The sequence below is a fragment of the Arthrobacter sp. 9V genome, from assembly GCF_902506065.1.
Classification (GTDB): domain Bacteria; phylum Actinomycetota; class Actinomycetes; order Actinomycetales; family Micrococcaceae; genus Arthrobacter.
This window is the reverse complement of the sequence record NZ_LR732912.1, coordinates 1,767,201-1,787,115: the sequence shown is the minus strand read 5'-3', so window position 1 is coordinate 1,787,115 and position 19,915 is coordinate 1,767,201. Positions and strand designations below refer to the sequence as shown.

Here is a 19,915-nt window from a genome sequence, read left to right as displayed (position 1 = left end):
ATCTAATGGGTAGGCGTACTTAACTCACATTCGGGGCACTGCGGCGGAACTAGCGGGCGTCTCCCACGAAGCATTTCCCTGTTGCCAACACGGGCAGCACGGTGACTACTACGCCGCCATCGCGGATTTGCCCCATGACGCAGCTGTCGCCGGTCCGCGCGGCGGCTTCCATGGCGTCGACGTCGAGTCCCGTGGGCGTGCGGCTCACGGAAACCTCCACAGCATCTTTGGGGATGCCCGCTGAGACCAAGGCAGCCCTCAACGCCTCCCGGTCGGGTTTGGCGTTACCGGCAACCAAGGTTTTCAAAGTGGACTCCACGGCCGAGGTGGTTGCTGCAACAGCAGGATCAACGCTCGCTGTGGCTTGCGGACCAGCGGATGCAGAGGAGGAAGCCGTGGGCTGCACGGGTGAAGACGCCGGCGCTGCCGTGCAAGCGGTCATCGTCAGTGCTGCGGCAATCATCAGCACCCATCCGGCCACGCGGACTCCCGATGTCTCTGCTGCCCTGCCGTTTGCCTGTGCGGTTCGCCTGCTCATCACCTAGCCATTCTGCCATTCAGCGCCGGTTGCACCATTCACGTGGCGTATTGACCGGCGTAGCGTTTCCCCTACAGGGGTTTCCCGCCGTCCGGTCGAAAGGTGGATCTTCACAATGAGGGGAAAAATTCAGGATGCGGTGGCATCGACCGTTGTGGCCGCCACGCCGGAAGAAGTTTGGGTGGCATTGACAGACCCGGCGCTTATTAGGAAGTACTTCCTGGGGACCAACGTCACTACGACGTGGAGGGTGGGTGATCCGATTACGTATGAGGGAGAGTACAACGGGAAGCCGTACCAGGACAGCGGCACCATCCTTGCTTTCGATCCCCCGAAGTTGCTGAAGACCACGCATTACAGCCCAGCGTCGGGGCTTCCGGACGCTCCCGAAAACCACCACACCGTGGAATACAGAGTGACTGAAGAGTCCGGGGGAACAACGGTGACCATCAGCCAGGGCAACAATTCGAGTCAGGAAGAAGTGGATCAATCCACAGCGACCTGGCAGGTGGTTCTCCAAAATCTCAAGGAGTTTCTCGAGTCAAGGCCTTAAGGAACAACCCCCTTGGACGTTGATCCAAGGGGGTATCTCTGTGCCCCAGGAGGGAATCGAACCCCCGACCGGCGGATTAGAAGGCCGCTGCTCTATCCCCTGAGCTACTGGGGCGCACTGCGTAGTGCCAACGTGGGCCGCTTGCGCCACAAAGAGTTTACAGTGTGATCGTCAAACCGCTTGCCACCACCACGCAGTCAGCTTCTACTCCTCCACAGTGGCTGTATTTCCAAGGTTATTCACATACGCAACTGCGGCCCTCCCCTCCCGGACTTCACTGGATGAAGCTGGAAGAGCCGGACAGGCACTTCCCTACACCGAGAAGGACCATCAATGAATGACATGATCAGCGTCCGGGGCTTCGTCGCCTCGGAGGTCAAGAGTTCCACCACTACGCGGGGCACCGCCACTGCATCGTTCCGCCTCGGAACTACTGAGCGCCGCTATGATCGAGCCACCAACACGTGGGTGGATGGAAACACCAATTGGTACACCGTTCAATCATTCCGCTACCTCGCCGGGCATGTTGGATGCAGCATCAAGAAGGGACAACGGGTGCTCGTTGTTGGGAAGCTCCGGCTGCGGCAATGGGAACACGAGGGCCGCGTCTATCATGTAGCCGAAATCGACGCCGAATCAGTAGGGCACGACCTCATGTGGGGCTCCGCCAACTTCACCCGAATGAATGGGTCCTCAGCTCCGGCCGATTCAGCGCCTGCTGTGGAGGCGGCCGGGCCCTTGGATAGCAGCAACGAGTGGGACTCGGAGGACCACGAGCAAATTCCGCCGGAAGACGAGTCCATCGCAAGCAATCTGGACAATCCTGACGGCACGGGCCCCCTACTGGTCAACACCACAACAGGGGAACTGGTGGGTGCCGGCGTTTGATCGTCGCGCCAAAGCCCATGCGCCTGCGGGACCAGCCCTACGGGTGAAGCCTATTCTGGGTCCATGGCACAGAACCATGCTGCTTCGAGGATCACAACGGCTCCTGCTACTTGGTTGGCCGTTGAGGAATTGTTCGGAACCAAGGGCGAACCCTCCCGGTGCTGGTGCCGGTGGTTCGCCCTTAGCGCCAAAGACTGGGCAACCTCATCCCCGGGAGACCGCAAGAAATCGTTGAAGTCAGCGTTTCAGTCGGGTGCGGCGCCCGGCGTTCTGGCCTTCCGGGATGGAAGTCCGGTCGGCTGGTGCGCAGTAGAGCCACGGCAAAGTTACCCGCGACTGAAAACGTCACAGGTACTTAGGGCGGTGGATGCAGAGATGCAGGAACAAGCCAAGGTGTGGTCGGTAAGTTGCTTCGTCGTGGCACCTCGGCACAGGCGCACGGGCGTGTCCTCCAGGCTGCTGACTGCCGCGGTTGACCACGCTTTCCATCACGGTGCTGAGGTAATTGAGGCATACCCGGTGGATACCGATCAAAGAACCAAGGCGACAGCCGCAGAGCTGTTCCACGGCACACTCTCCCTTTTCACCGCTGCCGGCTTCCATCCAATTTCAGAATCGGTTCCGGGGCGGCCCGTCGTCCGGCTCCAGAAGAGAAAAGCGGGTTCACGGGAACAATAATGCGGTGCTATGGACCGGAACCGTCGCCTATGGCAGCGTCAGGATGACCGGACCGTCAGCCGTGATGGCTATGGTGTGTTCGCTGTGGGCAGCGCGTCGGCCGTTTGCTGAACGAAGAGTCCATTCGTCCTCGTCATGGTAGTAGTCGTCCTTGCCACCCAGGATCAACATGGGCTCAATGGCGATCACGAGGCCCTCTGCAAGCTTCATACCCCGACCAGGGCGGCCGAGGTTGGGAACGGGAGGCTCGGCATGCATTGTCCTGCCTATGCCGTGCCCACCATGGTCAGCCAACAGCCCGAAGCCCGCACGCTTTGCCTCACCACCGATCGCATAGGCCAAGTCACCCATTTTGTTGCCAACGCGGGCTGCATCGATGCCGCGCGCAAGTGCCGCTTCCGTGGCTTGCACCAAGCCCTGATCCTCCGGGGCCGCGGCGCCTACAACAAAGCTGACAGCAGCATCGCCGCACCAACCTTCCAGGAAGGCACCACAATCAATGCTGAGCAGATCGCCGTCCTCAAGGACATATCCATTCGGGATCCCGTGCACCACGGCGTCATTGACGCTGGTACAAATAACTCCGGGGAATGGCACAGCCGCCCACCGGGGATGGTAATCGAGGAAAGCGGGCTTCGCGCCGGCGTCGGAGATCACGGCGGCCGCGACGTCGTCGAGCTCCTTCAGTGAAATACCCACACCAGCGTGCTCCTGCACGGCGGACAATGCATTTGCTACAACGCGCCCGGCCTCACGCATCATTGCAATCTGGTCCGGTGATTTCAGCAGTGACATCTCCCCACTCTACGGCGGCGTCATAGCGGGAGCGAGTGCCTTCAGATTCCTTGGCTACTTCAGGAATCCCGTGGAGTCATCACGGACCCTAGAGTTGTGGCATGACCAACAACGTCCTGGTGCCATCTATCCGGGCTGCTCTCCATTCAGCCGCCGACGCCGACCGGGCACGCGGCGCCCAGGCATATATGAAGTCCGACATGCCCTCTTTGGGCGTCCGGGTTCCCGAGGTACGCAGAATTGTAAAGGCGGCAGTGAAGCAGTTTCCCGTAGCGTCACCGGATGATCTGCGCCGCGTTGTTCTTGAGCTGTGGCGCAATGCTGAGGCCCGTGAAGAGCGCTACGCAGCCATCGACCTGACAGGCCTGCGAATGGTTAAGGAAGACCTGCACATGCTGCCCATCTACGAGGAAATTGTTCGTACCGGTGCTTGGTGGGACCTCGTGGACGGAGTTGCGCATCGGATCGGTGGACTCCTGATCGCCCACCGATCCACCATGACTCCGACACTCCTCCAGTGGTCCAGGGATGAGGACATGTGGATCCGGCGGGCAGCCATCACCGCACAGCTGGGAGCCAAATCGCAGACTGATGCCGGCCTTCTGAAAGCCGTTATCACCTCGAACCTGGCGGACAAGGAGTTCTTCATACGCAAGGGCATTGGATGGGCGCTTCGTGAATACAGCAAAACGGACCCTGGATGGGTCAGGCAGTTCGTTACCAACAATGTAGATGCGCTTAGTCCGCTGTCCACCCGCGAGGCTTTGCGGCTACTGCCATCCCGCTGAGCAGCATGGCTGCTGACCGAACCCAACGGTGTCTTCAGATAATGGGACGCAGCCCGGATTCGCTTCTGACCCGGAATAAGGTCTTGGTCTTCGGATCCATGAAAATAAGGTAGATAGCGAAGAACAACGCGATGAGGGCCGCCCCGATGCGGGCCAACAACAGTGCCAAGCCCAGGTCTTCACTCTGCAGGTATGGGAAGACGTCCAACTGGTCGGAGATGGCGTAGACCATGAAGAACGACACAACGAAGTACAGCGCCTTGACCTGCCAGTCATTACGGATTCCGGTGACGGCAAACAAGGGGATCAACCACACGACGTACCACGACTGAATCATTGGCGCCAGCAGGACGATGGCAGCAAATGCCAACGTGAGTCGCCGCATGAGTCGGTCGTAGTCTCCCCGGAAGATCATCCAGCCAACAGCTGCAAGCATGAGGACCTTGCCGGCGTCATAAACCACCTTGGCCATGACTGCCCCGTCCAGTCCCAAAACGTTGGAAATCGAAGCGACAGCCAAACCGATGAGGCCAACGGGTGCATACCAGATTGCTACGCTTCCCGGTGCGGAAAGCCCATTGATCCACCCAAATCCAAAGCCATTGACCAGGCTGAGTGCGTAGAGCAGTCCGAAACTCAGAGCCGCCGTAAGGAACCAGTAAAGGAATTTGCGCGGCCAGGAGGCATGCTTGCCCGCCCATAGGAGTCCAATGAAGGGAAGGAATACCACCGTGATCGGCTTGACTGAGATAGAGAGCGTGACCAGCACGAGCCCGGGAATCACGCGACGGGTAGCGCAGTAGTACAGGCCTGCCAGTGCGAGCCCGATCATCAGGGCGTCGTTATGGACGCTGGCAATGAAGTTAGTGAGAAAGAGCGGGTTGGCAGCTGTCAGCCATAATGCCCTGTGCGGATTTACACCGTGGAGTTCGGCCAGTTTCGGCACGTAGATGATGCAAAGAACCACACCGACTGCAGCCACCAGGCGGAAGAGCATGATGCTTGCTTCCGGCTGGACGTTGGTGACCCACACCACAAACTGTTCAATCCACAGGAACAGTTGCCCATAAGGCACCGGCGCCTCTGTCCACTGCTTGTCCGCGCCCAATTGGAAGTAGTTGGGCAACGCCGATATGCCGTTCTCATAAGGGTTAATGCCTTCCACCATCAACCGGCCTTGGCCGATATACGCATAAACGTCCCTGCTGAAAAGGGGAACGGTGAACATCATCGGGAGGCCCCAGGCCGCCACTGCCTGCAGTGTCACTTTGCGGGCTTCCAGGCCCCACACCCGGACGCGTTGGCCCAGGCGAAGCCAGGCACGGACGAGCAACATGCCACCCATGGCCAGCAAAACTATGGAAAGTCCAACCCCCACCCCCTCCGTTCGCATCCAGATGAACAGCGGGAGGCGACGGAGCTCGGAGACCGGCGCAAGCCAACCAACGCCCAACGAACCGAACACCATGAACATCGAACCGATGAAGCCGGCGATCAATGGCGAACGTGCGTTATCTACCTCGCCGGCTACGGCGTCGGTTGACGGCGTTGCTGCCCCTGCCAACTGGGCGGCGGGTACTGGCACCGTCATGTGGTCGTCATCCAATCGTTCACCCGCTGTGTTCGGGTCAAAATTCTGCGTCATGGGGGCTTTCGGCAACAGGAATAAACGACACTGCCGCGCTCAAAAATCGTACCATCGGAGCACTTCGAAGCCACTGAGCGATAGGCTGGGCGCGTGCCTATTACTAATGAACGCATCGTCTGGATCGACTGCGAAATGACCGGCTTGGACCTCATTAACGACGCCTTGATAGAGGTCGCGGCGTTGGTGACAGACTCCGAGCTCAATATTCTGGGCGACGGCGTAGATGTCGTCATCAAGCCCGATGATGCCGCGCTGGAGCAAATGAACGACTTCGTGCGGGATATGCACACCCGCTCCAAGCTCCTGGACGAGCTCCCCCATGGCAAGACAATGGCCGAGGCCGAGGCACAGGTCCTTGAGTACATCGAAAAGTGGGTCCCGGATCCTCGCAAGGCTCCCTTGGGCGGAAACTCCGTGGGAACGGACAGGATGTTCCTTGCCAGGGACATGCCCAACATTGTGGAACACCTTCACTACCGCGTGATCGATGTCAGCACCATCAAGGAACTCTCACGCCGCTGGTTCCCCCGCGCTTATTTCCAGTCTCCCGCCAAGCATGGCGGCCACCGCGCGCTGGGCGACATCAAAGACTCCATCGACGAGCTTCGTTACTACCGCCAAGCAGTGTTTGTTCCGGCGCCGGGACCGGATACCGCCACGGCGCAGCGCATTTCCAAGGACATCATTGCCACGGCGGAGACCTTGGGATCTGCCTAGAGGGTGTGATCTGCACCATTTTTAGAGGTTTTTTCGCGAAAACCGGCAAAAGTGGACTTTGCACCCCAAAACAGCAGGTAAGCTATTTGTCGTTGCCTTGAAGGAAAGCCGGTCAAACGGTTCAGCCGAAAAAGGCACATGGTGGGCTTAGCTCAGTTGGCAGAGCGCCTGGTTGTGGTCCAGGAGGTCGCGGGTTCAACCCCCGTAGCTCACCCCACCGAGATTGGCTCCAGAGCCGGTTTCCACAAAGGCCGCACCGGTTATCCGGTGCGGCCTTTCGTTTTTAACCGGGCTACAGCGCTAGACGAAGGAAATACTGAAATGACCGTCCTGCCAGTCACCATCTGGGGCGAACCTGTGTTGCACCGCCGGGCAAGCGAGGTGGAGGTTTTCGACGACGAACTCCGCACCTTGATCGCGGACATGTTCGAGACCAATGATGCCGCCAATGGTGTCGGGCTTGCTGCCCCTCAGATCGGTGTTGGTAAGAGACTCTTTGTCTACAAGTACGCCAACGACGACGACGTTCCCGAGCAGGGCGTGGTGGTCAATCCGGTACTGACACTTTCCAAAGTTTCAGGTGCACTTCCCGATCCCGACGAACACGTTGAAGGATGTCTGTCGTTCCCCGGGGAGTACTACCCGTTGCAGCGCGCTGAATGGACGCGGGTTCAAGGCTTCGACGGTGACGGCAACCCTTTGGACTTTGAGGCGACAGGCTGGTTCGCCAGGATACTGCAGCACGAGTTCGACCACCTGGACGGCAAGCTGTACGTCAACCGACTGGTGGACCGTTACTCAAAAAAGGCGCTCAAGCAAGCCAAAAGGAATGGCTGGGGCGTGCCCGGCCTGACCTGGATGCCTGGTGTCGATCCCGATCCTTTCGGACACTGAGCCATGGCAGTCACCCAGCATGTGGAGCTTTTGACGCTCCTGGACATTACCGGCGAGGACGCCGTTGAGTGCGCGCGTCTCCTGGATACGCCTCCGGAAGAGCCTGTATTGCGGGCGATCACGGCAATGCAGGAGAGGCTTGGAACCTTTCCGCTGGACAGCATCCGGGCAGAGGATGCCGGACGGGATGGGGGCGCTGTCCGGAATGACGGCGAGGAGACTGTCTGGATCGAGGCCCTCCTTCGGTTCGCCCCGGTGGTTCACGCTTACCATCTGGATCTGGGCATCAGTCCGGACGTCTCGGCTGCTTCCTTGGCCGATCTTGGTTTACAGCTGCGCATCAATCGGAGGGTCCACGGTCGCTTTGGACTGGATACCTGGGCTTGGCTGACATTGCATATGGCAGGAAATCTGTTCCGACTGGGCCGGCTGCAATTCCATCTGGTGCCTGCCGGGGGGCATCTGGTGCCTGCCGGGGGCCAAGGCTCAGAGTGGGTTCTTGGCGTCCATATTCCCGAAGATGGTGGCCTCTCCCCTGATCTGGTGGATGCCAGTTTCGACGAGGCCAAGTGGTTCTTCCCCCGGCATTTTCCTGACAAGCCTGCCCGCAAAGCCACGTGTGATTCCTGGATGCTGGACCCTTACCTGGTTGAGCGCCTGCCTCAGAGCAACATCGCGTCCTTTGCCCGGCGCTTCACGCTGGATCGCTGCACTGACGCTCCTACTGATGCCATCTACTTCACGTTTAGGCAGCGGGGGCTCGATGCCTTGGATAAGCTCCCACGGGAGACCTCACTTCAGCGCGTGGTCCTGGAACGGATCGACGACGGCGGCACCTGGCAGCTCGGGCACGGTCACCTGGCGCTGTAGATGGTTTCCTGCTCCGGGCAGGAAGAAAGAACCCTCTTCATAACGTCTTTTTCGGCCTGGGTAACCCAGAGCTTATAGGCCGTCTTAACGGAGACCTGCCGTGCGACATAGTGACAGCGGAAGTTCTTGTTGGCAGGCAGCCAGGTGGCTGCATCCCCTGCACCCTTTTTGACGTTGGCGGGACCGTCTGCCGCGATCAGGTTCAGGGGATCGTTGGCGAACATTTGCCGTTGCTGAACAGTGAGTTGCTGGGCGCCCTTCTGCCAGGCATCGGCGAGGGCAACCACGTGATCGATTTGAACAGCAGAGCTGGTGTCCTGGCCTCTTTGAAAAGTGATCTGCGTCCCTGTATAGGGTTCGTGGAAGCTACCGCCGGAGACCTTGCAGGACGAACCCTCCGTGAATTGAACCCCGGCGAGGTCCCTCCGCAGAATGTCATTGCGGGTATCGCAGCCGTTGCGGTCAGCGTCTGCCCAAGCCTGACCGAAGGCGGACCTGTCATAGTCCGATTTTGCCGCCCGCCCCTTCACCGGAAGCCGTTCCAAGGCATCGCTTGCCTTCTCAGGGGCAACGGGGGCCGCGCCGCGGAGTGGTTTCATCCAGTCAGGATTGAAAACAGGTGCTTCGGTGGGTCCGGCTGCCCATGGTTCAGCAGCGTTGAATTGTCCAGTGGTGAAGTACCAGGAGAGACCAGCGACCACCGTTGCAGCTGCCAATCCTAGAATGGCCCAGGCTTGACGTGACCTTCTGCGGGCGCGTTTGTAGGCAGACCAAGTAGTACTCAAGAGACTCCATCCGAGGGAAAGCAATGTCCTACGAGCGTAGGACATTGCCCCGACAGTCAGAGCCGATATCCACAGTGTGCAGGAAGAGTCACGCTGTGGAGGTGGAGTCACATGTGGAAGTGAAGCACCGGTGGACTATTGCTCGCGCGTCACACGCTGCAGGTCCTCTGTTGCCACCGCGAGGAGGCTTCGCAGCTGTTCTACGCGCTGATCCGTGACGTCTCCGGCGGCGTTGGCTGCGATGGCCTGATCCAGAAGTTTTTGGGCTTGCTTGTGGTTGGCCTTTGCTACGTCCAAGGCGTGTTCAAGCGTGGTTTCATGTTCCAACGTTGATTCATTTTCCATGAACCCATTTTGGTCAGGTTTCCCGGCTGTTACCAGTGACGCAGCCGGGGAACCTGCCAATACTTCAAAGTTCCTAGGCTCCGGCCGCTTCCAGCACGGCGATGGGAGCAACTACGTCGCGCGCCGGGAATGATGGCGGGTTCACGCCGGCCATTTCCTCCATGACACGAACAACCTGGCAGGAGTAACCAAACTCGTTGTCGTACCAGACGTACAGCACAAGGTTCTTGTCATTGGAGATCGTGGCGAGGCCGTCAACGATGCCTGCCCGGCGGGAGCCAACGAAGTCGGTGGAAACAACATCCGGCGAATCGATGTAGTCGATCTGCTTGCGCAGGTCCGAGTGCAAAGACATTTCACGGAGGAAGTCGTTGACTTCATCCCGCGTGGTGCCCTTTTCAAGGTTGAGGTTCAGGATAGCCATGGAGACATCCGGGGTGGGTACGCGAATGGCATTGCCCGTGAGCTTGCCCTGCAGTTCCGGGAGCGCCTTGGCTACCGCCTTGGCAGCACCGGTCTCCGTGATGACCATGTTCAATGCAGCAGAACGTCCTCGGCGATCGCCCTTATGGAAGTTGTCAATCAGGTTCTGGTCATTAGTGAAGGAGTGGACCGTCTCCACGTGGCCGTGAACAATGCCGAATTTGTCGTTGATGGCCTTCAGCACCGGCGTAATGGCATTGGTGGTGCAGGATGCCGCGGTGACGATCTTGTCCTCATCCGAGATGTCACGGTGGTTGATGCCGTGGACAATGTTCTTGAGTTCGCCCTTGCCCGGCGCAGTGAGCAGGACGCGGGCTGCACCATTGCTCTGCAGATGCTGGGAAAGCCCATCGGCGTCGCGCCAGCGGCCTGTGTTGTCCACTACCAACGCATCCTTGATGCCGTAAGCGGTGTAGTCCACCGTGGCCGGGTTGTCCGAGTAAATGACCTGGATCTGGACGCCATTGGCGGTGATGGTGTTGGCTTCCTCGTCAACCCGGATGGTGCCCTCGAAAGAACCGTGCACGGAGTCACGGCGGAGCAGGGAAGCTCGCTTGACGAGATCGTTCTCAGCGCCCTTGCGGACAACGATCGCGCGCAGACGCAGCCCGTGTCCGCCGCCCGCCTTCTCAATCAGGATGCGGGCCAGGAGACGGCCGATGCGGCCAAAGCCATACAGCACGACGTCGGTGCTGGTGCGATCGTCAGCGCCACGCTTTCCCACGATTTCTGCGAGTTCGGCGCGCAGGTATTCGTCCAGCGAGGCACCGTTGCCTTCGGCACGGAATTTCTCGGTCAAGCGCGCAATATCAATAGCGGCTGCGCCGAGTTCCAACTCCGAGAGCGCATTCAGAAGCGGTGCGGTTTCTTCAAGCAGCAGCTCGTGGTTACTCATCCGGCGCGCAAAGCGGTGGGCCTTCAGGATGTTCATGGTGGACTTGTTGATCAGGCTCCGGCCGTGGATGCTCGTGACCACATTGTTTTCCCGGTACAACCGGCCGATTACCGGAATCATGGCCTCGGCGAGAGCCTCCCGGCCCATCCACTTATCAAGACAAGAATCTGACGTCTGGCTCACAGAACTACCTTCCTTGGGTCAACCACATACGTCCTCGTATGCAGATGGCAGCGGCCGCCCGGAGTAGTCCTGCGGCACATGCGCCGGCGGGCTTCGGTCCACCCACAGCGCCTTGAACGAGAGCAAAGAAAATCCGCCGGCTGCGAACGCAGTCCCGGCGGCAGAACATCTACGTTCAGTAACCATTCTAGGGCGGAAGGAAGGGGCATAGGCCGTCCGGCGGCGTGAAATCACTCACACGTCTGATTGGCGGCGGTCATAAATGGATGGGTCGACCGATACGCCGGGTTCTGTCATCCCTGCCGTTACCGGATAGGGAGTGGCGGCCATCCATCTACGAACGCCGTTGCCGACGCCCTCCAGCAGCCTACCCGGACACTCGGGCGAGCAGCCCTCAAACGTGTCCTGTCTGGCCTTGCTCCGGGTGGGGTTTACCTAGCCTCCCCGGTCACCCAGGGAGCTGGTGGTCTCTTACACCACCGTTTCACCCTTACCTGCTGCCCCGTGATGCAAAACATCACAACGCGCAGGCGGTCTGTTCTCTGTGGCACTGGCCTGCGGGTTACCCCGAGTGGGCGTTACCCACCACCCTGCTCTGCGGAGCCCGGACGTTCCTCGAGCCACTTTCGTGACGCGCGACCGCCTGGTCGACCCATCCGCTGTCCAGTCTACCGGGGTCGGGACGTGCTGAAGTCCGACGGTAATATCTACTGGTGCTGATTCTGCTGCCGCCTTCCGAAGGCAAGACCCCTGCTGCCAAGGGCCCGTCCATCAACTGGGATTCGCTCAGCTTTCCAGAACTGAACCCCTACCGGGCCAAGGTGCTCGACGCGCTGGGGTTGGTGAGCGCGCACGAAGACGCACTGGCACTGTTGGGGGTTGGCGCATCCTTGAAGGACGACGTCGAACGCAATACGAGGCTGCATGTCGAACCGGCCGCGCCCGCGCACCAGGTCTATTCAGGTGTCCTGTACGACGCCTTGGGCTACAACAGCATGACGCCAACCCAACGCCGCAAGGCCAACGAATCCATCCTGGTGGTTTCTGCCCTGTGGGGTGCCATTGGCTTTGGTGACCACGTGCCTGCCTACCGGTTGTCCATGGGAACGGCACTGCCCGACGTCGGACGCCTGGCCTCTTACTGGAAGCCGCAACTTACCGCTGCCCTTGCTTCGCGGAGCGAAGGCGAACTTTTAGTGGACTGCCGCTCCAGCACTTATGCCGCAGCCTGGGCTCCGCCGGCGTCACAGACGGTCAACGTCAACGTCTTCAGCGAGGCGAACGGCAAGCGAACGGTTGTCAGTCACTTCGCCAAGCACACCCGCGGCGAACTGGCGCGGCACTTACTGACCAGGCGCGGTAAGGCGCCGGCATCACCGGAGCAACTTCTGAAGGCTGCCACTGAAATGTGGACTGCCGAATTTGTTGAGGGCACGGCCCGCAAGCCGCACGCGCTCAACATCGTCCTGGCGGGCTAGTTCCACTCCGCTGAGCGAACCAGGATCACGCCTGAATCCGGGCAGAAGACGATCTCGTCTTCAGCTGCGGCTTTGACTTCAGCGAGGTCGCCGGGGCTGAGCATCATGCCGGAGCCCTCAGACTTACCGTGGAAGAGCCGGGCTGCGCCAACTCCCCGCTTGGCAATGGTCTTCTCATAGATGGCAAGAACGCCGGCGTCCAGGGATTCCGTGAAGGCGGCCCGCTGCCCGCGAACTACGGTTTCTTCCGCCGCGATCTCGGCAATAGCTTCATCCAGTTCAGCCCGAATGCTTCCGAAGGAACCCTGGATGTCGTCAACGATCGCCTGCTGGGCAGCCTGACGTTCCCGCAACGTATCCAAGCGTTCCAGGATTTCGAGTTCAACATCTTCAAGGTCCGAGCGACGCTTGTTGAGGGAGGCAATATCACTCTGCAGGGCCACCAGATCCTTGGACAGGCCAGTGCCGCTGTTAAGCCGGGTCTCGTCGCGTTCAATACGGGTGGCTACCTGCTCCACATCTGCTTCCGCGCGCTTAAGCTCGGCTTCGGCGTCATGGACGGCAACCTTGGCCGAGCCAAGCTCACCGTTGGCTACGTTCAGGGCATCCGTGAGGTCGGTAATTCGTGGATCCGTTTCCAGAACCTTCCGGCGGCCGGCAAGCGACCTGAGCTTGGCATCCAGTCCCTGCAGTTCAAGCAATTTCAATTGTTCTGCCGGTGCTGCCTTCGCCACGCTTACCTCCGCTGTTAGCCACCGGCTCTGGGGATCAGGCCGGCCGAACCGCCACTATGCATCAGGGCTGTCCGTATCTTCTAGACTCTAGTCCCCGCCGGGAGTGAGTATGAAGTCCCACGGATCGCTGTTGGTGCCGCTGACACGGATCTCGACGTCGTAGCCCTGGTCCGCGAGCACGTTGCCCAAGGCGTCAGCGGCAGCAGGCAGCCATAGCCATTCGCTGGCAAAGTGCGAAACGTCGATCAAGTAGGGCCGGCCGTTGGTGGCGCCTTCCCGGGCCTCGGAGGCAGGGTGGTGACGCATGTCTGCCGTGACGTAAACATCAGCGTTGCTGGCCCGCACGGCGTCGAACAAGCTGTCTCCGGCTCCACCACAAACGGCAACTCGCCGGACCAGGCCGTCTTTGTCTCCGGCTACCCGGACTCCGCCTGCCACAGCGGGAAGCATTTCAAACACGCGGGCAGCAAAATCACCGAGCGTCTCCAGATCAGGGAGGTCGCCCACCCGGCCGATGCCTTCCTCCGGCAAGCCGTTGCTGGCCGGCGTCAAGGGTGTGACATTCTCCAGGCCGAAGGCGTCAGCCAGGACATCGGAAACCCCGCCAACGGCGGAATCTCCATTGGTATGAACGGTCAAAAGCCCTGTCCCGGCCTCTATCAAGCGGTGTACGGCAAGGCCCTTTGCTGACGTGGCTGCCACAGAGTTCACCCCTTTGAGCAGCAGCGGATGATGGGTGATCAGCAGCTCAGCCCCCCACTCCACAGCCTCATCGATCACGGCAAGCGTGGGATCCACGGCAAAGAGGACTTTGGTAACGGGAGCGGTAGGACGGCCAACCACGAGGCCCACCTCATCCCAGTCTTCAGCCAGGGACTCCGGCCACAGTTCCTCCACAGCCAGCAACACCTGGCCGAGCGTAGGATCACCGCCGGCGTCCGTTGTCTCGTCCTCTTCGACGGAATCCACATCGGAAATGTGGGTGTTTACTGCTTCCATGCTCTTATTGTTCCCTACTGAGCCCGATTTCTTCCCTACTGAGCCCCCATCGGGTAGCCGCCGCTCCGTGGCACCTCCCCGGTGCCGTAATTCTCCCGTAAGGTGAAGCGGGAATCATCAGGCCCTCCGTTCCATTGAAGAGAACATGAAAACTTTCGTACTTGGCGGCGGCTGCTTCTGGTGCCTTGATGCCGTTTACCAGAAGACCCGCGGCGTCAGCTCTGTGGTGTCCGGTTACACCGGTGGCCACGTCCGCAATCCCGATTACTACGAGGTATGTTCCGGAACCACTGGCCATGCGGAAGTCGTGGCGGTGACTTTCGATGAAACCGTGGTTCCGGAAGAAGTCATCCTGGACATGTTCTTCGCCCTCCACGACCCCACAACGTTGAACAGGCAGGGTTACGACGTCGGAACCCAGTACCGTTCGTCAATGTTCTACACAACCACGGAAGAAAAGGTGTTGTTCGAGGAAGCTATCGAGCGCAACCAGTCTCTCTGGTCCGATCCGATTGTGACCGAGGTCAGCCGCCTTCCGGAGTTTTACGACGCCGAGGAAGTCCACCAGAATTACTATGCAAAGTTCCCTTATCAGGGGTATTGCCAGGTGATCATCAACCCGAAGTTGGCAAAGGCCCGGAAATATTACTCTGCATGGCTTACTGCTTAGCAGCGTTTCGATCCCGCTGGTTAGGCTGACCTCAGCATTCCCTCTTCAGAGATAGGCGTAATTTTCATGGCAAGGATCTACGACGACGTCACGCAGCTGGTCGGCCGCACTCCGCTGGTTCGTTTGAACCGGCTGACCGAAGGCCTCGACGCCACCGTTGCAGTCAAGCTCGAGTTCTACAACCCGGCCAACAGCGTCAAAGACCGCATCGGCGTGGCCATCATTGATGCTGCCGAAAAGTCCGGAGCCTTGAAGCCTGGCGGAACCATCGTCGAAGGTACCTCGGGCAACACCGGCATCGCCTTGGCACTGGTAGGTGCAGCGCGTGGCTACAAGGTCATCCTGACCATGCCTGAGACCATGTCCACCGAGCGCCGCGTCATGTTGCGGGCCTACGGCGCCGAGATCGTCCTGACTCCGGGGTCCGAAGGTATGCGCGGCGCCGTGGAGAAGGCGCAGGAAATTGTCGCCAACACGGAGAACTCCATTTGGGCCCAGCAGTTCGCCAACGAGGCCAACCCTGCGATCCACCGCGCCACCACTGCCGAGGAAGTCTGGGAAGACACCGACGGTGAAGTGGACATCTTTGTTGCCGGCGTAGGTACAGGCGGCACCATCACAGGTGTTGGCCAGGTCCTCAAGGAGCGCAAGCCCGGCGTGCAGATCGTGGCCATTGAGCCCAAGGACTCCGCGATCCTCAACGGCGGAGCCCCTGGCCCGCACAAGATTCAGGGCATCGGGGCGAACTTTGTTCCGGAAATCCTGGACACCAACGTCTACGACGAAGTCCTTGACGCCACCCTGGAAGATTCAGTCCGGGTAGCCCGTGAACTCGGTGCCCGTGAAGGTATCCTGGGCGGCATTTCCTCCGGCGCCATTGTGTGGGGTGCTTTGGAGTTGGCCAAGCGTCCCGAGAACGCAGGCAAGCTGATCGTCGCCGTCGTGTGTGACTTCGGGGAGCGTTACATCTCCACCGTGCTGTTCGACGACATCCGCGGCTAAGACAACGCCCGCAAACCTTCATTTCCTGTAGAAAGGTCTTTGTGAGCTTCTTCGCAAGGCTTAAGGAAGACCTCGACGCCGCCCGGTCCCACGACCCGGCGGCTCGAGGCTCTTTTGAGAACTTTTTCGCCTACTCCGGCCTGCACGCCATTTGGGCGCACCGGATAACGCATCGGCTCTGGAAGAATCCGGCGCTCCGATTTCCAGCGCGCCTGATTTCCCAGCTGGCAAGATTCCTTACCGGAATTGAGATTCATCCAGGGGCAACCATCGGCCGGCGGTTCTTCATTGATCACGGCATGGGCGTGGTCATTGGTGAGACTGCCGAGATCGGTGAGGACGTGATGATCTATCACGGCGTAACTCTGGGCGGCCGCTCGTTGGCCAAGGTCAAACGCCACCCAACCATCGGCGACCGCGTCACCATCGGCGCCGGCGCAAAGGTCCTGGGTCCCATCACCATCGGTGCCGGCAGCGCCATCGGCGCCAATGCCGTGGTGGTCAAGGACGCCCCGCCGGAATCCATCATCACCGGCATCCCCGCAACGTGGCGACACCGTGATGCACGATCCGAAACCAAACCGGCAGTGGATCCGGCAGAATACTACATCGAATACCGGATCTAGCCGGCCAGCCTTCGGTAGAAATTCCAGAAGACGGCATCGAAGGCGCGGTCCGGAAGTATTCTGCGCAGTGCCAGCACGCTCCAGGCACCCCTACCCACCGGGTAGCGGGTCCTGGGGCGTTTTGCCGTTGCGGCTCTGACTATGGTTCCCGCCACAACCCTCGCCGGCGTAGACACCACGTGGCCTGTTGAGGATGTGGACGCCAGCGCAGCGGCAACAATGTGGGCTTGATCTTTGTACGGCCCATCACCGGAAGCAAGCAGGAGGCCCTCCCCCGCTATGGTTCCCCATTCACTGTCTGTTCCCGATGGTTCGATAATTACCACGTCGATACCGTGCGGCCGCAACTCCAGCCGGAGGGAATCGCTCATTCCCTCCACGGCAAACTTGGTGCCGTGGTACCAAGCGCCCAGCGGCTCGTATATCTTGCCGCCAATGGAGGTGACATTGATGATCCGGCCCGCGCGTGCTTCACGCATCCCGGGAATCACGAGTTGGGTCATCCTCGCCAAACCCATAACGTTGACGTCGAATTGTCGCCGGCCCTCAGCCAGCGGAACCTCCTCCAGCGAGCCGTAAGACCCGTACCCGGCGTTGTTGACCAGCACGTCAACGCGGCCATGGGCAGCTTCAATCAACGCCACCGCGGAAGTCATCGATTCCTCCGAGGTGACATCCAAGGGCAGGACGGTGATGCCGTGCTCTTTCAACGGCTCCATCTTGTCTATACGACGTGCGCCTGCGTAAACAGTAAAGCCGGCTGCACTGAGAGCAATGGCAGTGTCAAAACCAATTCCGGTTGAGGCACCGGTGACAAACGCAATGCGGGATGCCACGGTTGGTCTCCTTCAGATAGGTAACGCAAGCAGCGAAAATAAAGTCTCCATGTACGGCAAAGGCCGGTTCCACCCAGCGTATCTGGGAGGAACCGGCCTTCGGCTGCTGATAGCTACTGCTAGTGGGTGTCGACGGCCGAGATCTCGGACTTGTCTTCGCCCCAGAGGGTGTGGAACGTGCCCTCGGTGTCCACGCGGCCGTAGGTGTGTGCGCCGAAGAGGTCGCGCTGGCCCTGGATCAGGGCAGCGGCAACACGCTTCCGGCGCAGGCCGTCGTAGTAGGCCAGCGAGGAGGAGAACACCGGTACGGGGATACCCAGCTGTACAGCCGTGGCTACTACTCGGCGCCAAGCCGGAAGTGCCTCAGCGATTGCCTTGGTGAAGGCCGGGGCGAACAGCAGGTTTGCCGGCTTCTCCTCAGCGGCGTACGCCTTGGTGATGTCCTTGAGGAGTTCTGCACGGATGATGCAGCCTGCACGCCAAAGCGAAGCGATTTCATCAAGCTTCAGGTCCCAGCCGTATTCCTTGGCAGCGGAGGTGAGCATATCCAGGCCCTGGGCGTAGGAGACCAGCTTGGACGCGTACAGTGCCTGGCGGACGTCCTCAACGAACGTCTCCGGGATCTCTACCGTGGCTTCTTCACCGGCCAGCAGTTCCTGGCCCAGCTTGCGCTGCTCGGTCTGGGAAGACAGTGCGCGGGCGAACACGGACTCGGCAATGCCGGAGACCGGGGAACCGAGTTCCAGGGCGGAGATGACGGTCCAGCGCCCCGTGCCCTTCTGGCCTGCGGCGTCCACGACGACGTCCACGAACGGCTTGCCCGTTTTGGCGTCAACGTGGCCCAGGACCTCGGCGGAGATTTCGATCAGGAAGGAAGACAGATCGCCCTTGTTCCACTCAGCGAAGATCTTTGACTGCTCAGCGGGCTCAATGCCGGCGCCGGAGCGGAGGAGGTCGAATGCTTCACCAATGACCTGCATGTCGGCATACTCGATACCGTTGTGGACCATCTTCACGAAGTGGCCGGCGCCGTCCGTGCCGATCCATGCGCAGCAGGGCTCGCCGTCCACCTTGGCGGAAATCTTTTCCAGCAGCGGGCCGAGGGCGTCGTAGGACTCACGGGAGCCGCCGGGCATGATGGAGGGGCCGTTCAGAGCGCCCTCTTCGCCGCCGGACACACCGACGCCGACGAAGTGGAGGTCCTTCTTGGCCAACGCGGCTTCGCGGCGGCGGGTGTCCTCGTAGTGCGAGTTACCGGCATCGATGATGATGTCGCCGGCCTCGAGCAATGGTTCGAGCTGCTCAATCACGTTGTCAACGGGAGCGCCTGCCTTGACCATGATGAGGACACGGCGGGGCTTTTCGAGGGAATCTACAAGTTCCTGCAGGGTTTCCGTGCGGATGAAGTCGCCGTCCGTGCCGTGCTTTTCAAGCAGGGCGTCAGTCTTTTCCACGGAGCGGTTGTGGAGAGCCACGGTGAAGCCGTTGCGGGCAAGGTTGCGGGCCAGGTTGGCGCCCATCACCGCAAGGCCGGTGACACCGATGTGTGCTGACATCAAAACTCCAATTCGTTCGTGTACAAACAGTCCCACCTACCCCCCTGGGGGCACGCAGGAAGCGATTTCAAAACCAAGGGCTGTAATAAACCATACGTATTTAAACCATGCTCGGGAAAGCGGCGCCCACGTTTTGGAACGGCGCCGCGTCATAAACAGTCTATGATGCGGCCCCGGATTCCACTGCGCGCCGGATGGCGCCGCGCCACTATGCTTACCTCTATGTCAACCAGCCTCCACCACCGCGCCGTAGAGCACTTGGGCACCAGAATCGTCGGCGGCGCCCTGCCCACCGGCCATGTCATGCTCGCCGAGCATCTGGAAGACGAACTCAAAGTCTCGCGCTCCGTTGTCCGTGAAGCTGTCCGTGTCCTGCAGTCCCTGGGACTGGTGGAGACGATCAAACGCGTGGGTATCCGGGTGTTGCCGGCACACCGTTGGAACCCCTTCGATCCTCTGGTGATTCGGTGGCGGCTTGCCGGCGAGGGACGGGGCGCCCAGTTGAGGTCGCTCGCAGAGCTGCGTTCCGCCGTCGAGCCGGTAGCGGCAGAACTGGCTGCCGGCAACGCCCCCGAAAGTCTTCGGCAGGAATTGGTGGGCATTTCCCTTGCCATGAAGGAAGCCGGGGATGCCGGGGACATGGCCAGGTTCCTTGACCTCGATATCCGGTTCCATGCACTGGTCCTCTCCGGCTCCGGCAACGAAATGTTCGCCAACCTGATTGGGCAGGTCACGGAGACCCTGACAGGCAGGACCGTCCACGGGCTCATGCCCGAACACCCCCAGAAGCAGGCACTCCAGTGGCATATGGACGTGGCTCACGCGATCGATGCCGGAGACGGTTCCTTAGCGCGCGAGGCGGCGGCCAAAATAATGCGGCAGACCATTGCGGAGCTGGCGCCCAGCTGGGATGACCAGCCCCGCGTGTTCGTCCCTGTTGCCAAAAACTAGCCG

General features: G+C 60.3%; 22 protein-coding genes, 2 tRNA genes and 1 other RNA gene. 13 read left to right on the top strand and 12 right to left on the bottom strand.

All coding sequences use genetic code 11. From position 1 onward, the window contains the following. Positions 1 to 49 precede the first annotated feature (49 nt). Entirely contained in the window at positions 50 to 538 is a 489-nt protein-coding gene (locus tag BACI9J_RS24310) for a DUF6993 domain-containing protein (RefSeq protein WP_236558586.1), read from the bottom strand. 115 nt (positions 539 to 653) lie between these two features. On the opposite strand from BACI9J_RS24310, the gene BACI9J_RS08355 reads away from it, so the two are divergent. Beyond that, positions 654 to 1,091, top strand: coding sequence for an SRPBCC domain-containing protein (locus BACI9J_RS08355; RefSeq protein ID WP_159733962.1), 438 nt, complete (start codon positions 654 to 656; stop codon positions 1,089 to 1,091). 41 nt (positions 1,092 to 1,132) lie between these two features. On the opposite strand, the gene BACI9J_RS08350 is transcribed toward BACI9J_RS08355, so the two are convergent. Beyond that, positions 1,133 to 1,205, bottom strand: a tRNA-Arg gene (locus tag BACI9J_RS08350). Between the two features lie 219 nt (positions 1,206 to 1,424). On the opposite strand from BACI9J_RS08350, the gene BACI9J_RS08345 reads away from it, so the two are divergent. Beyond that, complete coding sequence (locus BACI9J_RS08345) at positions 1,425 to 1,979, top strand: single-stranded DNA-binding protein (RefSeq protein WP_159733961.1); 555 nt, start codon at positions 1,425 to 1,427, stop codon at positions 1,977 to 1,979. A gap of 63 nt (positions 1,980 to 2,042) precedes the next feature. After that, entirely contained in the window at positions 2,043 to 2,657 is a 615-nt protein-coding gene (locus BACI9J_RS08340) for a GNAT family N-acetyltransferase (RefSeq protein WP_159733960.1), read from the top strand. 27 nt (positions 2,658 to 2,684) lie between these two features. On the opposite strand, the gene map is transcribed toward BACI9J_RS08340, so the two are convergent. Continuing rightward, the gene (gene map, locus BACI9J_RS08335; RefSeq protein WP_159733959.1) at positions 2,685 to 3,452 is read right to left on the bottom strand and encodes a type I methionyl aminopeptidase; all 768 of its coding nucleotides are present in this window, start codon (positions 3,450 to 3,452) and stop codon (positions 2,685 to 2,687) included. 101 nt (positions 3,453 to 3,553) lie between these two features. Between map and BACI9J_RS08330 the strand changes: the two genes are divergently transcribed. Further along, on the top strand, positions 3,554 to 4,240 hold the full coding sequence (locus BACI9J_RS08330; RefSeq protein WP_159733958.1) for a DNA alkylation repair protein: 687 nt from the start codon (positions 3,554 to 3,556) through the stop codon (positions 4,238 to 4,240). 34 nt (positions 4,241 to 4,274) lie between these two features. Here the strand turns inward: BACI9J_RS08330 and mptB are convergent, their stop codons facing one another. Further along, complete coding sequence (mptB, locus tag BACI9J_RS08325; protein WP_201296669.1) at positions 4,275 to 5,831, bottom strand: polyprenol phosphomannose-dependent alpha 1,6 mannosyltransferase MptB; 1,557 nt, start codon at positions 5,829 to 5,831, stop codon at positions 4,275 to 4,277. 147 nt (positions 5,832 to 5,978) lie between these two features. Between mptB and orn the strand changes: the two genes are divergently transcribed. From orn to BACI9J_RS08305, 4 genes are all read left to right on the top strand, one after another. Further along, complete coding sequence (gene orn / locus BACI9J_RS08320; protein ID WP_159733957.1) at positions 5,979 to 6,605, top strand: oligoribonuclease; 627 nt, start codon at positions 5,979 to 5,981, stop codon at positions 6,603 to 6,605. 141 nt (positions 6,606 to 6,746) lie between these two features. Beyond that, positions 6,747 to 6,822: transfer RNA gene (locus BACI9J_RS08315), tRNA-His, on the top strand. Between the two features lie 104 nt (positions 6,823 to 6,926). Further along, positions 6,927 to 7,499 (top strand): peptide deformylase, encoded by a 573-nt coding sequence (gene def / locus BACI9J_RS08310; RefSeq protein WP_159733956.1) that lies wholly within the window; start codon positions 6,927 to 6,929, stop codon positions 7,497 to 7,499. Between the two features lie 3 nt (positions 7,500 to 7,502). After that, positions 7,503 to 8,369 carry an acyltransferase domain-containing protein gene (locus BACI9J_RS08305; RefSeq protein WP_159733955.1) on the top strand — a complete coding sequence of 289 codons (867 nt, stop codon included), beginning with the start codon at positions 7,503 to 7,505 and terminating at the stop codon, positions 8,367 to 8,369. On the opposite strand, the gene BACI9J_RS08300 is transcribed toward BACI9J_RS08305, so the two are convergent. The 4 genes from BACI9J_RS08300 to rnpB form a co-directional block, all read right to left on the bottom strand. Then, positions 8,354 to 9,154, bottom strand: coding sequence for an HNH endonuclease family protein (locus BACI9J_RS08300; RefSeq protein ID WP_159733954.1), 801 nt, complete (start codon positions 9,152 to 9,154; stop codon positions 8,354 to 8,356). The two genes, BACI9J_RS08305 and BACI9J_RS08300, sit on opposite strands and share 16 nt — an antisense overlap. Before the next feature lie 135 nt (positions 9,155 to 9,289). Further along, positions 9,290 to 9,499: a hypothetical protein gene (locus tag BACI9J_RS08295; protein ID WP_159733953.1), complete on the bottom strand. Its 210-nt coding sequence runs from the start codon at positions 9,497 to 9,499 to the stop codon at positions 9,290 to 9,292. Between the two features lie 73 nt (positions 9,500 to 9,572). Next, positions 9,573 to 11,060, bottom strand: coding sequence for a glyceraldehyde-3-phosphate dehydrogenase (locus tag BACI9J_RS08290; RefSeq protein WP_159733952.1), 1,488 nt, complete (start codon positions 11,058 to 11,060; stop codon positions 9,573 to 9,575). Between the two features lie 263 nt (positions 11,061 to 11,323). Further along, positions 11,324 to 11,715: RNase P RNA component class A (gene rnpB / locus BACI9J_RS08285), an RNA gene on the bottom strand. A gap of 58 nt (positions 11,716 to 11,773) precedes the next feature. On the opposite strand from rnpB, the gene BACI9J_RS08280 reads away from it, so the two are divergent. Then, positions 11,774 to 12,538, top strand: a complete 765-nt coding sequence (locus BACI9J_RS08280; RefSeq protein ID WP_159733951.1) for a YaaA family protein — start codon at positions 11,774 to 11,776, stop codon at positions 12,536 to 12,538. Here the strand turns inward: BACI9J_RS08280 and BACI9J_RS08275 are convergent. After that, positions 12,535 to 13,272 carry a zinc ribbon domain-containing protein gene (locus tag BACI9J_RS08275; protein ID WP_159733950.1) on the bottom strand — a complete coding sequence of 246 codons (738 nt, stop codon included), beginning with the start codon at positions 13,270 to 13,272 and terminating at the stop codon, positions 12,535 to 12,537. The genes BACI9J_RS08280 and BACI9J_RS08275 overlap by 4 nt on opposite strands. Before the next feature lie 87 nt (positions 13,273 to 13,359). Continuing rightward, on the bottom strand, positions 13,360 to 14,271 hold the full coding sequence (locus tag BACI9J_RS08270) for a Nif3-like dinuclear metal center hexameric protein (RefSeq protein WP_159733949.1): 912 nt from the start codon (positions 14,269 to 14,271) through the stop codon (positions 13,360 to 13,362). Positions 14,272 to 14,416: 145 nt separating this feature from the next. Between BACI9J_RS08270 and msrA the strand changes: the two genes are divergently transcribed. From msrA to epsC, 3 genes are all read left to right on the top strand, one after another. Continuing rightward, on the top strand, positions 14,417 to 14,941 hold the full coding sequence (gene msrA, locus BACI9J_RS08265) for a peptide-methionine (S)-S-oxide reductase MsrA (protein ID WP_159733948.1): 525 nt from the start codon (positions 14,417 to 14,419) through the stop codon (positions 14,939 to 14,941). 66 nt (positions 14,942 to 15,007) lie between these two features. After that, entirely contained in the window at positions 15,008 to 15,943 is a 936-nt protein-coding gene (cysK, locus tag BACI9J_RS08260; RefSeq protein WP_024817121.1) for a cysteine synthase A, read from the top strand. Between the two features lie 41 nt (positions 15,944 to 15,984). Beyond that, positions 15,985 to 16,569, top strand: a complete 585-nt coding sequence (gene epsC / locus BACI9J_RS08255) for a serine O-acetyltransferase EpsC (RefSeq protein WP_159733947.1) — start codon at positions 15,985 to 15,987, stop codon at positions 16,567 to 16,569. Here the strand turns inward: epsC and BACI9J_RS08250 are convergent. Further along, positions 16,566 to 17,405: an oxidoreductase gene (locus BACI9J_RS08250; RefSeq protein WP_159733946.1), complete on the bottom strand. Its 840-nt coding sequence runs from the start codon at positions 17,403 to 17,405 to the stop codon at positions 16,566 to 16,568. The genes epsC and BACI9J_RS08250 overlap by 4 nt on opposite strands. A gap of 119 nt (positions 17,406 to 17,524) precedes the next feature. Beyond that, the gene (gndA, locus tag BACI9J_RS08245) at positions 17,525 to 18,961 is read right to left on the bottom strand and encodes an NADP-dependent phosphogluconate dehydrogenase (protein WP_141285030.1); all 1,437 of its coding nucleotides are present in this window, start codon (positions 18,959 to 18,961) and stop codon (positions 17,525 to 17,527) included. 222 nt (positions 18,962 to 19,183) lie between these two features. Here gndA and BACI9J_RS08240 point away from each other — a divergent pair, with 222 nt between their 5' ends. Next, a complete protein-coding gene (locus BACI9J_RS08240) occupies positions 19,184 to 19,912 on the top strand; it encodes a FadR/GntR family transcriptional regulator (RefSeq protein ID WP_159733945.1) in 729 nt (242 codons plus the stop codon). Positions 19,913 to 19,915 lie beyond the last annotated feature (3 nt).

Bases quoted from the DNA above. Each gene is read 5' to 3' on its own strand.
- BACI9J_RS24310 (WP_236558586.1), bottom strand. From the start codon at position 538: ATGAGCAGGCGAACCGCACAGGCAAACGGCAGGGCAGCAGAGACATCG.
- BACI9J_RS08355 (WP_159733962.1), top strand. From the start codon at position 654: ATGAGGGGAAAAATTCAGGATGCGGTGGCATCGACCGTTGTGGCCGCC.
- BACI9J_RS08345 (WP_159733961.1), top strand. From the start codon at position 1,425: ATGAATGACATGATCAGCGTCCGGGGCTTCGTCGCCTCGGAGGTCAAG.
- BACI9J_RS08340 (WP_159733960.1), top strand. From the start codon at position 2,043: ATGGCACAGAACCATGCTGCTTCGAGGATCACAACGGCTCCTGCTACT.
- map (WP_159733959.1), bottom strand. From the start codon at position 3,452: ATGTCACTGCTGAAATCACCGGACCAGATTGCAATGATGCGTGAGGCC.
- BACI9J_RS08330 (WP_159733958.1), top strand. From the start codon at position 3,554: ATGACCAACAACGTCCTGGTGCCATCTATCCGGGCTGCTCTCCATTCA.
- mptB (WP_201296669.1), bottom strand. From the start codon at position 5,831: ATGACGGTGCCAGTACCCGCCGCCCAGTTGGCAGGGGCAGCAACGCCG.
- def (WP_159733956.1), top strand. From the start codon at position 6,927: ATGACCGTCCTGCCAGTCACCATCTGGGGCGAACCTGTGTTGCACCGC.
- BACI9J_RS08305 (WP_159733955.1), top strand. From the start codon at position 7,503: ATGGCAGTCACCCAGCATGTGGAGCTTTTGACGCTCCTGGACATTACC.
- BACI9J_RS08295 (WP_159733953.1), bottom strand. From the start codon at position 9,499: ATGGAAAATGAATCAACGTTGGAACATGAAACCACGCTTGAACACGCC.
- BACI9J_RS08270 (WP_159733949.1), bottom strand. From the start codon at position 14,271: ATGGAAGCAGTAAACACCCACATTTCCGATGTGGATTCCGTCGAAGAG.
- msrA (WP_159733948.1), top strand. From the start codon at position 14,417: ATGAAAACTTTCGTACTTGGCGGCGGCTGCTTCTGGTGCCTTGATGCC.
- cysK (WP_024817121.1), top strand. From the start codon at position 15,008: ATGGCAAGGATCTACGACGACGTCACGCAGCTGGTCGGCCGCACTCCG.
- gndA (WP_141285030.1), bottom strand. From the start codon at position 18,961: ATGTCAGCACACATCGGTGTCACCGGCCTTGCGGTGATGGGCGCCAAC.
- BACI9J_RS08240 (WP_159733945.1), top strand. From the start codon at position 19,184: ATGTCAACCAGCCTCCACCACCGCGCCGTAGAGCACTTGGGCACCAGA.